Annotated in this window: 11 protein-coding genes and 1 rRNA gene; 4 read left to right on the top strand and 8 right to left on the bottom strand. The window is 70.3% G+C overall.

Going from position 1 to position 13,468, the window contains the following annotated elements; translation table 11 throughout:
• Positions 1–6 precede the first annotated feature (6 nt).
• Together FFT09_RS19560 and FFT09_RS19555 are read left to right on the top strand one after the other, a co-directional pair.
• Positions 7–1,353, top strand: a complete 1,347-nt coding sequence (locus tag FFT09_RS19560) for an ABC1 kinase family protein (RefSeq protein WP_138383601.1) — start codon at positions 7–9, stop codon at positions 1,351–1,353.
• Positions 1,354–1,474: 121 nt separating this feature from the next.
• Complete coding sequence (locus FFT09_RS19555; RefSeq protein ID WP_341869019.1) at positions 1,475–2,503, top strand: hypothetical protein; 1,029 nt, start codon at positions 1,475–1,477, stop codon at positions 2,501–2,503.
• A 529-nt stretch (positions 2,504–3,032) separates the two neighbouring features.
• Here the strand turns inward: FFT09_RS19555 and FFT09_RS19545 are convergent.
• The 3 genes from FFT09_RS19545 to FFT09_RS19535 all read right to left on the bottom strand — a co-directional run bounded on the left by FFT09_RS19545 (position 3,033) and on the right by FFT09_RS19535 (position 6,081).
• On the bottom strand, positions 3,033–3,440 hold the full coding sequence (locus tag FFT09_RS19545) for a WhiB family transcriptional regulator (RefSeq protein WP_024876872.1): 408 nt from the start codon (positions 3,438–3,440) through the stop codon (positions 3,033–3,035).
• A gap of 127 nt (positions 3,441–3,567) precedes the next feature.
• Positions 3,568–3,828 carry a hypothetical protein gene (locus FFT09_RS19540; RefSeq protein WP_024876873.1) on the bottom strand — a complete coding sequence of 87 codons (261 nt, stop codon included), beginning with the start codon at positions 3,826–3,828 and terminating at the stop codon, positions 3,568–3,570.
• Positions 3,829–3,996: 168 nt separating this feature from the next.
• Entirely contained in the window at positions 3,997–6,081 is a 2,085-nt protein-coding gene (locus FFT09_RS19535; RefSeq protein ID WP_138383599.1) for an ATP-dependent DNA helicase UvrD2, read from the bottom strand.
• 65 nt (positions 6,082–6,146) lie between these two features.
• Between FFT09_RS19535 and FFT09_RS19530 the strand changes: the two genes are divergently transcribed.
• Positions 6,147–6,875, top strand: coding sequence for a DUF4191 domain-containing protein (locus FFT09_RS19530; protein WP_024876875.1), 729 nt, complete (start codon positions 6,147–6,149; stop codon positions 6,873–6,875).
• Positions 6,876–6,916: 41 nt separating this feature from the next.
• Here FFT09_RS19530 and FFT09_RS19525 read toward each other — a convergent pair whose 3' ends face one another.
• The gene (locus FFT09_RS19525) at positions 6,917–7,399 is read right to left on the bottom strand and encodes an RDD family protein (protein ID WP_138383598.1); all 483 of its coding nucleotides are present in this window, start codon (positions 7,397–7,399) and stop codon (positions 6,917–6,919) included.
• A gap of 182 nt (positions 7,400–7,581) precedes the next feature.
• On the opposite strand from FFT09_RS19525, the gene glnA reads away from it, so the two are divergent.
• On the top strand, positions 7,582–9,006 hold the full coding sequence (glnA, locus tag FFT09_RS19520) for a type I glutamate--ammonia ligase (RefSeq protein ID WP_081193904.1): 1,425 nt from the start codon (positions 7,582–7,584) through the stop codon (positions 9,004–9,006).
• Positions 9,007–9,076: 70 nt separating this feature from the next.
• Here the strand turns inward: glnA and FFT09_RS19515 are convergent, their stop codons facing one another.
• The 4 genes from FFT09_RS19515 to rrf form a co-directional block, all read right to left on the bottom strand.
• Positions 9,077–9,511 carry an acyl-CoA thioesterase gene (locus tag FFT09_RS19515; RefSeq protein WP_138383597.1) on the bottom strand — a complete coding sequence of 145 codons (435 nt, stop codon included), beginning with the start codon at positions 9,509–9,511 and terminating at the stop codon, positions 9,077–9,079.
• Positions 9,512–9,560: 49 nt separating this feature from the next.
• Entirely contained in the window at positions 9,561–12,533 is a 2,973-nt protein-coding gene (locus tag FFT09_RS19510) for a bifunctional [glutamine synthetase] adenylyltransferase/[glutamine synthetase]-adenylyl-L-tyrosine phosphorylase (protein WP_138383596.1), read from the bottom strand.
• On the bottom strand, positions 12,526–13,287 hold the full coding sequence (locus tag FFT09_RS19505) for a type 1 glutamine amidotransferase (RefSeq protein WP_167305407.1): 762 nt from the start codon (positions 13,285–13,287) through the stop codon (positions 12,526–12,528). Before FFT09_RS19505 ends, FFT09_RS19510 begins: the two co-directional genes overlap by 8 nt.
• A 106-nt stretch (positions 13,288–13,393) precedes the next feature.
• A 5S ribosomal RNA gene (gene rrf / locus FFT09_RS23540) occupies positions 13,394–13,468 on the bottom strand; the annotation flags it as partial.

Here is a 13,468-nt window from a genome sequence, read left to right as displayed (position 1 = left end):
GCTGTCGTGACGGACTCCCGCGACTCCCTCGACGACCAGGCGGACCCCGCGATCCCCCGGCGGACAGTGGCCCGCACGGCAAAGCTGGCGAGCCTGCCGCTGGGTATCGCGGGCCGCGCTGTGGGCGGCTGGGGGCGTCGGCTCACCGGGCAGAGCGCCGAGGACGTCAACGCCGCTCTCTCGGCCAAAGCCGCCGAGCAACTGTTCGAGGTCCTCGGCACGCTCAAGGGCGGTGCCATGAAGTTCGGGCAGGCACTCAGCGTGTTCGAGGCCGCCGTACCCGACGAACTGGCCGCGCCGTATCGCGACGCGCTGACGCGCCTCCAGTCGGCCGCACCGCCCATGCCCGCACGACAGACCCACCGGGTCCTCGCGCAGCAGCTGGGACGTTCCTGGACGAAGCGGTTCGCCGAGTTCGACGACGAACCCGCCGCGGCGGCGAGTATCGGGCAGGTCCATCGCGCGGTCTGGCACGACGGCAGGCAGGTCGCGGTGAAGGTGCAGTACCCGGGTGCCGACGAGGCCCTGCGCAGCGACCTGAGGCAGCTCCAGCGGTTCAGCAGGCTGTTCCAGGCATTGGTGCCCGGCACCGAGGTCAGGCCCCTGCTCAGCGAGCTTGCCGAGCGGATGGACGAGGAACTCGACTACCGCACGGAGGCCGACAACCAGCGGCGTTTCGCCAAGGCGTTCCAGGGCGACGACCAGGTGCTCGTGCCCAGGGTCGTGGCGAGCGCGCCCAAGGTGATCGTGTCGGAATGGGTGAGCGGAACACCGTATTCCGAGATCATCGCTGGCGGCGGTGTCGCCGAGCGCAACGAGGCAGGCCGCTTGCTCGCCGAGTTCCACTACTCGTCACCGGCACGGGCACACCTGCTGCACTCCGACCCGCACCCCGGCAACTTCATGCTGCTCGACGACGGCGGGCTGTGCGTCATCGACTTCGGGGCCGTGGCGAACCTTCCCGACGGCGCGCCGCGCACGCTCGGGGTGATGATGCGGCTCGCGCTGGAGGGGCGCTCCCGTGACCTGTTCGAGGTGCTGCGGGCGGAGGGGTTCGTGCGCCCCGACGTGGAACTCGACGCCGACGACGTCTACACCTGGTTGCTTCCGCTGGTGGCGCCGCTGACCGAGGACCGATTCCACTTCACGCGGACCTGGGCACAGAAGCAGGCGATGCGGATGGGTGACACGCGGAACCGCGACTTCCAGACCGGCCGCTCGCTCAACCTGCCCCCGCAGTGGCTGCTGATCCACCGCGTGACCGCCGGAGCCATCGGCATACTCTGCCAGCTCGACGCGGAACTGTCCGTGCGCGACATCGTCGAACGCTGGCAGCCGGGGTTCGCCGACTGAGCTCGCGGCGGTTGTCCACAGGGTCGCGCGAACGCAACGCCACAGCGCCGTTCGCGGCGCGGGTTGTCCACACGGGGGCGACTCGCCCCGAATGATCTCGGGAGGTGGGCACGCTCAGTGCATGACCCGCACAGCGAGCACGAGCAGCACGACGATCAGCCGTCCCTCTCCCACCGTTCTGAGGTCGGTGTTCACGGCGCCGCGAGCAGCGGCCCCTGGCCCCGGTGACGCGACGGCCCCGGTGTTGTCGGCAAGGCAGCTACGCGGCCTCGGCATCCATCCGAGCACGATCACGCGGCGGTGCCGGCCCGGCGGGCCGTGGCGCAGGCTCGCGCCCGGAGTCGTGTTGCTCGGTACGGGGGAACCGACGCGGCACCAGTGGGCTCAGGCGGCCATCGCCTATCTCGGGCCAGGCAGTGTGATCACCGGAGTCGACGCACTGCTCGTGTACGGCATGGAGTTGCCCCGGCCTCGCACCGTCCACGCGCTCGTGGAGGCCGGGCGCAGACTCACACCACCCACGTTCGTGAGCGTCGAGCGCACCGCGCGGCTCCCAGATCCCGTGCTCGACGGCGGCATACCGTTCGCCCCACCCGTCCGGGCGGCCGTCGATGCCGCCCGCAGGGAGGCAGAACCCGACCGGCTCCGCGCCCTGCTGACCGCGCCGGTGCGGGAGGGATTGTGCACGGTGGAGGAGCTCACCACCGAGCTCTCCTCCGGCAACCAGCGAGGATCGGCCGCCGTCCGCACGCAGCTACGACGACTCGCCCACACCACCGAGGACGACGTCCGGCGGACTGCCCGCCGGCTTGCCCATCGCTGCCCGCTGCCGCCGCCGCGCTGGGACGTGACGATCACCGACCCGACGGGGCAAGCCCTCGGCGTCGTCGACGCCTGGTGGGACGACGTCGGCCTCGGCTGGTGGGTGACCGGCCGAGGCCGAGAGCGACCCGGCTCGTCCGCGACGGCGGTGGGCGAGCAGGAGGGGCTGGCGTTGACCGCGTCCGGGGTGGCGCTGGTGCGTACCCCGCCCGCGATGGTGCGCCACCACCCCGAGGTCGTGATCACCGAACTCGTCCGGGCCTTCCGCGGGGCAGCTCGCCGCCCGCGGCCGAGGGTGCTGGCCGAAGTACACCGATTCGTCGCATGACTCCGGTACGCACTGTCGCCGGGGCCCTCGGCACTCGGATCGAGTCCCCGTTTCAGCACACCGGTAACGGGGGCGGCGTCCCCCACGGTCCTCGTGGCCCTCGCCGCCCCCGTTAATCAGAGCCCCTGACACGTTGGCGTTCGATCAGGGAGCGGCGGCCAGGCGAACGCGTCGCAAGGCGGAGGGGCGTCCGCGTACTGGAAGTACGTGGGCGCCTCCTCCAACGCAGCGAGGCGCCGTCTGGGCGTCGCGAGCCGAACAGACCAATGTGTCAGGGGTTCTCAGAGCGAGAGACTGTCCGCGCGGCGCTGGGCCCACGCGGCGACTCGCGTCCATCTCCGCGCGCTTCTGGCGTGCCGGGCCTGGCGTTGCCCGGACACCGCGGTCAGCATGTCCCGTATTCGTTCTCGGGCGAGTTCTTCCTGCATCAACATCGTGGTGTACTCCCTGTTCGCCGGGACGGTGAGAACCCGGTCGTGGTGATCGGAATTGCGGTGTCGCGAGCGTGCGCGATCACTGGTCGCCGCGCTCATGCCGCGCTCCGCTGGCCGCTCGGCTGTCCCGAGGACGGGGACTGCACGGCCGCGCGCCCGGCGGCGGGGGTGACCGGGTGCTTCCGGGGCCGCCCGCGTGGCCGCTTGCGCGCCACGACGGCGCCCCGTTCGAAGATCTCCCCTCCCCAGACGCCCCACGGTTCCTGCCGCGCCAGTGCCCCGGCGAGGCAGGAGGCCCTCACCGGACAGTCACCGCACAGGTACTTGGCCCGCTCCAGCTCCGCGGGGGCTTCGGCGAACCACAGGTCCGCATCGCCCGAACGGCAGGGCAGCGCGACGGCGTCCGGAGTGGGGGCGGAGTCCAGCAACTCGGCGACCCCGGTGGAACCGGCTCTGTCGTCGGTCAGCGCCTTCTCTGACGCGAAGGCGGTTGCCGATGGCATTCGTCATCTCCTTTGTGTGGTTGTGCAATTCGTGAAGAAGTCGTCGTCCGACCGCAGACAGCACAAAGGCCGCGGATCCGATGAACGGTTCCGCGGCCTTGGTGAGCCTGTTCCTCCGACCTTCAGGTCAGGGAGCACTCTCCTGTGGGCACAACGGAACCCAGAACTTCTCGAGAGAATCGGCGGTCATGCGACGAACAGTCGGCGTGACGCCCAGGGCGCCGCCGACAACACCAGCGAGAGCGGCGTCCGCGCCGAAGCGCACACCGGTCCCCGGGTTCTGCCGCGCATACCACGTCGCGTGGGCGCGCCGACGTTCACGGATGGCCGTACCACCGATCCGGAACAGCGACGTGCCGGCGATGCCGGTCTCACAGTTCTTCTTCATTACCGGCACCTCCTCTCGCTGTCCGGCGGCCCACCGCTCATAGCGGCGGCCGGGATCACATGTCCACCCAGTCCTTGCAGGTTATTGTGCCGCCGTCCTCGCGGCAACCTCTTTTTCGAAGCGACCCACTTTTCGGGCAGGAAAGTTGCTGACCTGCGGCTTCGTCGGCTAGCCCCGGCCGTCGTCGTCGTTGACGACCGCGAGCACGTCCTCGCCGAACCGCTCCAGCTTCGACGCGCCGATCCCGGAGATCGAGACAAGTGCGCGGGTGTCGGCGGGACGTTGTTCCGCGATGGCGACCAGGGTCGAGTCGGTGAAAACGACGAACGCCGGCACGTTCAGCTCCTTCGCCCGTTCGGAGCGCCACTGCCGAAGCCGTTGAAGCAGGTCCTCGTCGAGATCGGAGGGACAGTCCACACAACGCCCAATCTTGATCTCGAGCGTGGACTCCACCGCACGTCCACAACGGCGGCAGTGGGCCGCCGATCGCCTCCGGGACTGCCGGTGGGCGCGCGCGGCGGGCGACGGCTCGGGAGCCAGACCGTGCAGGAACCGGCTGCGTCGCCGGTGCGGGCGCCCACCCGGGTGACGCGAGAGCGACCACGTCAGCGACAACCGCTGCCTGGCCCGCGTCACACCGACGTAGAACAGCCTGCGCTCCTCCTCCACCGCCTCGTCGGTGGTCGCGTACTGAATCGGAACCGTGCCCTCGGCCAGCCCGACGACGAAGACCGCGTCCCACTCGAGCCCTTTCGCGGCGTGCAGCGACGCGAGCGTCACTCCCTCCACCGCAGGCGGGTGCTGGGCAGCGGCGCGCTGATCGAGTTCGGTGACGTACTGCGCGAGGGTCGGCGACTGCGCCGTGGCGCTCAGCTCTCTGGCGAGTTCATGAAGCGCATGCAGGCCGCTCCACCGCTCCCGCGCCGCGCCACCCGAGGGCTGCGTCGCGCTGAGCCCCAGCGGAGCGAGCACCCGCTGCACGGTGGCGGCGAGATCGTCCGGCTCCGGGTCCTGCGACACGGCGGCACGCAACGCCGACATCGCCTGCCGCACCTCCTGGCGCGCGAAGAACCGTTCGCCGCCCCGGATCTGGTACGGGATCCCAGCGTCGGCCAGCGCCGCCTCGTACGCCTCGGACTGCGCGTTGACCCGGAACAGCACGGCGATCTCCCGCGCGGGTACTCCCGACGCGACGAGATCATGGACGTGGCGGGCGACCGCGGCCGCCTCGGTGGGCTCGTCGTCGTACTCGGCGAACGTCGGCCGGGGTCCTTCAGGGCGCTGCCCGATCAATCGCAGTCTCGCCCCGGAGGGCCTGCCCCGGGCCGCGCTGATCACCTGGTTGGCCAGTTCGACGATCTGCGGGGTCGACCGGTAGTCCCGCTCGAGGCGGACCACTTCCGCGCCGGGATAGCGACGGGTGAAGTCGAGCAGCGGACGCGGGGACGCACCTCCGAAGGAGTAGATCGTCTGGTTGACGTCGCCGACGACGGTCACGTCGTCCCGGCCGCCCAGCCACGCGTCGAGCAGGCGCTGCTGGGCGGGAGTGATGTCCTGGTACTCGTCGACGACGAAACAGCGGTACCGGTCGCGAAACTCCTCGGCCACCTCGCGGTGTTCCTCCAGCGCGCCCGTGGTGTGGAGCAACAGATCGTCGAAGTCGAGCAGCCGCCGGTCGTTCTTCACCGCTTCGTAGGTGCGGTAGACCTCCGCTACCCGTTCCACCGGCTGGCCAGGCTCGCGGCGCCGGGACCGGGCGACGCCGGGATACTCGTCGGCACCCACGAGACACGCCTTTGCCCACTCGATCTCCCCTGCCAGGTCGCGCAGAGTCTCGGTCTCGGTGGGCAGGCCGACCTTGTGCGCCGCGTGGGCCACGAGCCTGAGCTTGTTACCGTCGATCAACTCCCACTGGGCGTCTCCCACCACCCTCGGCCAGAAGTAGCGGAGCTGCCGCAACGCGGCGGCATGGAAGGTTCGCGCCTGCGCGCCGTCGACGCCGAGCTGCCGCAGACGGGAGCGCAACTCCCCCGCGGCCCGCGCCGTGAAGGTGACGGCCAGGACCTGCGACGCGGCCACGTGCCCCTGCCGCACCAGGTAGGCGATGCGCTGCGTGATCGTGCGGGTCTTACCCGTGCCCGCGCCCGCGAGCACGCAGACCGGACCCCGTGGCGCGCTCGCGGCGGCGCGCTGCTCCGGGTCGAGGCCGTCGAGCGGGTCGCGCGAGGAGTTCGAGCGAGGTGTGCCGACCACTCCCGCATCCTCGCAGAGGGGACCGACGCTCGGGCGCCCACCCGGGCGTCCGTATCCTGGGCGGCATGGCGGGAAAGCAGGACAAGGCGGCGGCCAAGCAGGCCAAACGCGAGAAGCGCGCGGCGAGCAAGGCCAAGCGGGCACAGATCTTCCAGGCGTTCTCGATGCAACGCAAAGAGGACAAGGCTCTCATCCCCTGGATGCTGGGCTCGTTCCTCGTGGTGGGCGGTGCCGTCTTCGGCCTCGGCTGGCTGATCGGCATCCAGTGGTGGCTGCTGCCGATCGGCATCATGCTGGGCCTGCTCGCCGCCATGATCATCTTCGGTCGCCGGGTCCAGAAGACGGTGTACACCAAGGCCGATGGCCAGCCCGGTGCGGCGGCGTGGGCGCTGGACAACCTGCGGGGGCGCTGGCGGGTGACGCAGACCGTCGCCGCGACCACCCAGCTCGACGCGGTCCATCGCGTACTGGGCGGACCGGGGGTCGTTCTCGTGGCCGAGGGGGCTCCACACCGGGTGCGAACCCTGGTGACGCAGGAAAAGAAGCGCATCGCGCGACTCGTGGGCGAGACCCCGATCTACGACGTGATCGTCGGCTCCGACGAGGGGCAGGTGCCGCTGCGGAAGCTGCAGAGCTACCTGATGAAGCTCCCGCGCAACCTCAAGCCTCGCGAGGTCGACGCGCTGGAAACCAAGCTCAGCGCGCTGGGCAACAGGGGTGCGGCCATGCCGAAGGGCCCCATGCCGCAGGGCGCCAAGATGCGCAACGTGCAGCGCACCATCCGGCGACGCTGAACATCTGCCCCGGCGCCCGGTTCACCGGACGGCACGCCGTGTCACCGCATCGTCACGACGACGGTGCCGGTGAGGCGGTCGTGCCAGCCGCGGTTGTCGGCGTTCCGTACGGCGGCGGGGATGATGAGGAAGGTCAGTACGCACCGGAGCGCCGCGCGCCACAACCCCACCATGGCGGTGCCGTCGAGGCGCGCCACCCTGATCCCGGTCAACGCCATGCCCGGGGTGAACCCGAAGAAGGTCACGGGCAGCACCGTGAGCGCCGCCCAGGTCGCGATCGACCAGAGGTTGTGCTGCTGCATGGCGGCGACATCCGTGTAGTCGGGCAAGGTGAAAATCGCCGTCAGCAACGAGGCGAGCACCAGGTCACCCAGCAACGCCAGCAGCCGCCTGCCGGTACCCGCGACCGCGCGCGGTCCCTGCTCCGGCAGGCCGAGCCGCTCGCCCGGCCAGCGGGGCGGCTCCTGCGCCGTCCCCGCTGCGGAGGAGGGTGTCGTCAGCCATTCGCCGGTCCATCGTGCCACCCGTCCAGGGTATTCGCCGTGCGCGATGCGCACCTGACCTGGTCGACTCAGCGGTGTGCCCCTCGGCACCCGGCCCGTTAACACCGGCGAAACATCGGGGTGACGGTCGGGCAACACCGCGCTCGTAGCGTCAAGCGACGAAGGTACTGCCGCCGGCATCGACCACGAAGGAGTCACCGAGGGTGTCTACTACTCCAGACGATGTCCTCCGTCTGATCTCGGACGAGGACGTGCAGTTTGTCGACGTGAGGTTCTGTGACCTGCCGGGCGTCATGCAGCACTTCACCGTTCCCGCGTCGGCGTTCGACGCGGAGGCGTTCGAAGAGGGTCTCGCGTTCGACGGGTCGTCGGTCCGTGGGTTCCAGTCGATCCACGAGTCCGACATGCTGCTACTGCCCGACGCCGCCACGGCCCAGATCGACCCGTTCCGCAAGCACAAGACGCTGTCGTTGAACTTCTTCGTGCACGACCCGTTCACCCGTGAGGCGTACAGCCGGGACCCGCGCAACATCGCGCGCAAGGCCGAGCAGTACATCACGGAGTCGGGTATCGCGGACACCGCCTTCTTCGGGCCCGAGGCCGAGTTCTACCTCTTCGACTCGGTGCGGTTCGACTCCTCCGAGCACGCGACCTTCCACGAGATCGACTCGGTCGAGGGCTGGTGGAACACCGGTCGTGACGAGGAGGGCGGCAACAAGGGCTACAAGACCAAGTTCAAGGGCGGCTACTTCCCGGTGCCGCCGGTGGACCACTACGCGGATCTGCGCGACGACATCTCGCAGCGGCTGATCCAGTCGGGCTTCACGCTCGAACGTGCCCACCACGAGGTCGGCACGGCGGGCCAGACCGAGATCAACTACAGGTTCAACACGCTGCTGCACGCGGCCGACGACCTGCAGCTGTTCAAGTACATCGTCAAGAACACCGCGTTCGCCGCGGGCAAGACCGCGACGTTCATGCCGAAGCCCCTCTTCGGCGACAACGGCTCCGGCATGCACTGCCACCAGTCGCTGTGGAAGGACGGCGCACCGCTGTTCTACGACGAGTCCGGCTACGCCGGGCTGTCCGACATGGCGCGGCACTACATCGGCGGGATCCTGACGCACGCGCCCAGCCTGCTTGCCTTCACCAACCCGACGATCAACTCGTATCATCGGCTGGTGCCCGGGTTCGAGGCCCCGGTGAGCCTGGTGTATTCCCAGCGCAACCGTTCGGCCTGCGTGCGCATCCCGATCACGGGAAGCAACGCGAAGGCCAAGCGCATCGAGTTCCGCTGCCCCGACTCGTCGGGCAACCCGTACCTGGCGTTCGCGGCGATGACGATGGCCGGCCTGGACGGCATCAAGAACAAGATCGAGCCGCCGGAGCCCATCGACAAGGACCTCTACGAGCTCCCGCCGGAGGAGGCCAGGGACGTCAAGCTGGTGCCCGGCGACCTCGGTTCGGTGCTCGACACGCTGGAGGCCGACCACGACTACCTGCTCGAAGGTGGCGTGTTCACCCCGGACGTGATCGACACATGGATCTCGTACAAGCGGGAGAACGAGATCGACCCGATGCGACTGCGCCCGCACCCCTACGAGTTCGCCATGTACTACGACGTGTGAGCGTCGGTCATCGGCTCGCGGGCCCGGCGGTGGAGGTTTTCTCCCCGCCGGGCCTGTTCGTGTCCGGGGTTCAGCCGGGCGAATCGAGCACGCCGACGTCGATTCCCGCCTCCGCCATCCGTTCGCGTGGTTGCGCGACGAGTTTGCGCGCGGCGAGGTCCATCAGCCCCAGCGTGCAGCGGATCTCGGCGGACAAGGTCCCGTCGGCCTTCACGATCTCGTGGGCCATCCAGAACACCTTCCCGTCACCGAACGACGCGCGGCAACTGACGTCCACCTCGTCGCCGGAACGCAGCTCCCGGCGGTAGGTGATGGTCGACTCCAGCAATACGGGAGCGAGGCCACGCTCGCGCAGCTCGCCGTCGAGCCCCCCGGCCAGGTCGAACAGCTCCAACCGCGAGATCTCGCCGTACTGGTGGTAGACGGCGTGGTTGACGTGCCCCAGGCTGTCCAGCTCGTAGTGGCGCACTTTGATCCGAATACGGAACGGTTCCCGCTGACTCACCCGGACACGATAGGCCGCCACAGCGCGCGTCGTCCCCGCCCGGTGACGATCACGACTCGTAAAACAGCCGCTGCACCACCGCGTGAGCACGACGGGTCGTGCGTCGGTAGCCGTCGAGGAACTCGCCGGGATCGTCGTCGGCGCTCTGGCCGAAAGCGCGCGCCACGGCCGTGAGTTCGCGGCCCGACGCGGGAAGCTGGTCCAGCGACTTGCCCTTGACCAGCATCGCGATGTTGCGTGCCCGGCTGGCCAGCCGCCAGGCGTCGACCAGTGCCTCGATGTCGTCCGAATCGGCCAGGCCCGCGTCCGCCATCGCACGCAACGCCGGCAGCGTCGAGGTGGTGCGCAGCTCCGGCACCTCGTGCGCGTACCGCAGCTGGGCCAGCTGGGCCGTCCACTCCACGTCGGCCAGCCCGCCCCGGCCGAGTTTGGTGTGTGTCGTGGGATCGGCACCCCGCGGGAGCCGCTCCGTCTCCACCCGGGCCTTGATGCGCCGGATCTCCCGGATCTGCGCGTCGTCAAGGCCCCCTTGCGGGTAGCGCAGTGAGTCCGCGAGTGCCGTGAACCGATCGCCGAGACCGACGTCTCCGGCGACCACCCGTGCCCGCAGCAGCGCCTGCGCCTCCCACACCTCACCCCAGCGGGCGTAGTACGTGCGGTAGGACTCCAGCGTCCGGACCAGCGGGCCACTGCGACCTTCCGGCCGGAGATCCATGTCGACGACCAGCGGAGGGTCCTGGCTCGGTGCGCCGAGCGCGGCCCGCACCGACTCCGCCACCGCGGTCGTGAACCGCACCGCGTCCCCGTCGGTGGCCCCGTCGGCCGCCTCGCAGACGAACAACACGTCGGCGTCGGAGCCGTAGCCGAGTTCCTCGCCGCCCAGCCTGCCCATACCGATCACGGCGATACGCGCCGGTTCGCCACCCGTCTCGGCGGCACGCTTGCGGATCGCCGCCGACAGCGCGGCCTGGAGAACCGCGGTCCACACCGACGACAACGCCGCGGAGACCGCACTGACGTCCAGCAGGCCCAGTAGGTCGGCACAGGCCACCCGCAGCAACTCGTGGCGCCGCAGCGACCGCGCGGCCACCACCGCCGCCTCCATGTCCGCCTGCCTGCCCGCCGCGGCGCGCAGCGACCGGGACACCTCCTCGGGCGATTTGCCCGCCAGGGTTTCCGGCTCGCCGAGGAGCCGCAGGACCTCCGGGGCGCGCACCAACAGGTCCGGCACCAGCCGCGACGTGCCCAGCACGGTGGCGAGACTGTCGACGACCGTGGCCTCGTCGCGCAGGGTCCGCAGATACCAGGGCGTGTCGGCCAGTGCCTCGGACACACGCCGGTACGCCAGGAGCCCACCGTCGGGGTCGGGGGTGTCCGCGAGCAGGTCCAGCAGTACCGGCAGCAGCGCCTGCTGGATCGACGCCCGCCGCGACACGCCGGTGGTCAGCGCGCGGATGTGCTGCAGGGCGCCGTCCGGGGCGAGGTACCCGAGTGCCGCGAGCCTGCTGGCCGCCTGCTGCGTGGTCAACCGCAGCGCCGCGGTCGGGACCTTCGACACCGCCTCCAGCAGCGGCCGGTAGAACAGCTTCTCGTGCAGTCGGCGCACCCGCCGAGCGTGCCTGCGGAACTCGGCGGTCAGCACCTCGCTCTCCGGTCTGCCCCGCAGCGATCGCACGGCGCTGGCGCGCGCCAGCCACCGCAGTTCCTCCACGTCGTCCGGGTCGGGGAACAGGTGGGTGCGCCGCAGCCCACGCAACTGCAACCGGTGCTCGACCGTGCGCAGGAACTCGTACGACTCCCGCAGCTCCGCCGCATCGGTGCGCCCGACGTAACCGCCCGCGCCGAGCGCCTCCAGCGCGTCGACGGTCGAGGCCGCGCGCAGAGTGGCATCGGCACGGCCGTGGACCAGCTGCAACAGCTGCACCGCGAACTCGACGTCCCGCAGCCCGCCCCGGCCGAGCTTCAGTTCGCGGTCGGCCAGCTCGGCGGGAACGTGCCGCTCGACCCGGCGGCGCATCCGCTGGACGTCGATCACGAAATCCTCGCGCTCGGCAGCCGACCACACCATCGGTGCCACCAGCTCGGCGTAGCGGCGCCCCAGCCCGACATCGCCCGCCACCGGCCTGGCCTTGAGCAACGCCTGGAACTCCCAGGTGCGCGCCCAGCGCGTGTAGTACGTCTCGTGGCTGTCGAGCGACCGCACGAGGGCACCGGCCTTGCCCTCCGGCCGCAGCGCCGCGTCGACCTCGAAGCACGCCTGCCCTACGACCCCCATCAGCGCCGTCGCCAACCGGGTGGCCACGGGGATGTCGCCCTCGCCGACGAAGACGACGTCCACGTCGCTGACGTAGTTCAGCTCGCGGGCTCCGCACTTGCCCATCGCGATGACGGCCAGCGTCCCGTCGGCGTCGTGACCGACCTCGCGCTGCGCCACGAGCAGTCCCGTGCGCAGCGCGGCCTCCGCCAGTTCGGTGAGCGCACGGGTGGTGCCCACCAGCGACGGCCTGCCCAGTTCCGGTTCGACAACGCGCGCGAGGTCGGCACCGGCGATCTCCAGCAACAGCCCCCGGTACGCGGCCCGCAGCGCCGCCACCGCGTCGGTGCCGGTGAGGAGGTCGTCATCGGCCAGCACCGCCTCGGTCAGCTGGGCGTCGTAGTCGCCCACCGCCGTCAGCCGGGGGGACGCGAGCCGCCGCCACTGCCCGGGATCGCTCACCAGGAGGTCGCCGAGCACGGTGGAGCACCCCAGCACCGCGAACAACCGGGCCCGCAGCGCCGTGTTCACCCGGAGTTCGTCGGCCAGCTGGGGCCACTCCCGCTCGTCCGCGGCGCGCAGGCGATCAAGGGTCAGCAGAGCGAGATTCGGGTCGGGCGTGCGGGCCAGCGCCACAAGCACCCCGGTCGCGGTCTCCTCGGGCCCCGAGTCGGTCCACCACCCCGCGCCGCGCAGCACCTCCTGGGCCTGCGCGTCGGTGAAGCCGTAGCGGGCCGCCGACGAGGCGGAACGAGCGGTATCAGCCATCGACGATCGGCAGTGACGAGGCTCGTACCTCGGCCGGCGCGAGCCTGCCCGCAGCCAGGTCGACGAACCTGCCCACGAACGGTTCCCAGGTCTCGGCGATATCGGCGTGGACCCGGGCCAGAGTCCCGTCGTCGAACGCGCTGTCCCGCACCGCATCCGCCTTGGTTCTCGAGTTCGCCGCCCAGCTCCGCACGACTTCCGGCGTCGTCTCGATGTGGAACTGCAGGCCGTACACGCGGCGGCCGATCCGGTAGGCCTGGTTCGGATACCGCGGTGACGACGCCAGCAACACCGCGCGCGACGGCAACTGGGCGATCTCGTCGGAATGGAACTGGAACACGTCCTGCATCAGCGGCAGGTCGGCGCACAACGGATCCATCCACGCGGCATCCTTCTTGGCCACCAGTGACGGCCCGACCTCGGGACCGTCATGGCCGGGCGCGACCCTCCCCCCGGTGGCCACCGCGAGCAGTTGCGCCCCGAGGCACACACACAGAGTGGGAACGTCACGAGCCGCGGCCGAGGACAGCAGTGACCGCAGTCCGGCGAGCCAGGGATGGCGCGCATCGTCTTCGGCGTTCATCCCGCCACCGAGACACACCACCCCGTCGTGGTCGTCGAGAGTGTCGGGCAGGGACTCCTCGGGTGGGATCCGCACGTCGAGGTTCGCGCCGGCACGCACCAACCACTCGCCGAGCGGGCCCGGAGGGTCAGCGGGATCGGGCTGGATCAGAAGAAGGCGAGGTGCGGTCACACCGTCCAGCTTACGGCTCCGCCCCGGTGCGATATCAACAGCGATCCGGGTACGAAACGACGTAAGGCCCGCCAGGAAAACCTGACGGGCCTTACGCTCATGTTTTGTTCGGCGGTGTCCTACTCTCCCACACCCCTTCGGGTGCAGTACCATCGGCGCTGGTGGGCTTAGCTTCCGGGTT

Origin of the sequence: Saccharomonospora piscinae, assembly GCF_005862235.1 — a bacterium.
Taxonomy (GTDB): domain Bacteria; phylum Actinomycetota; class Actinomycetes; order Mycobacteriales; family Pseudonocardiaceae; genus Saccharomonospora; species Saccharomonospora piscinae.
Note: the sequence above shows the minus strand (reverse complement) of the source record. Positions and strands in the feature narration are given on the sequence as shown.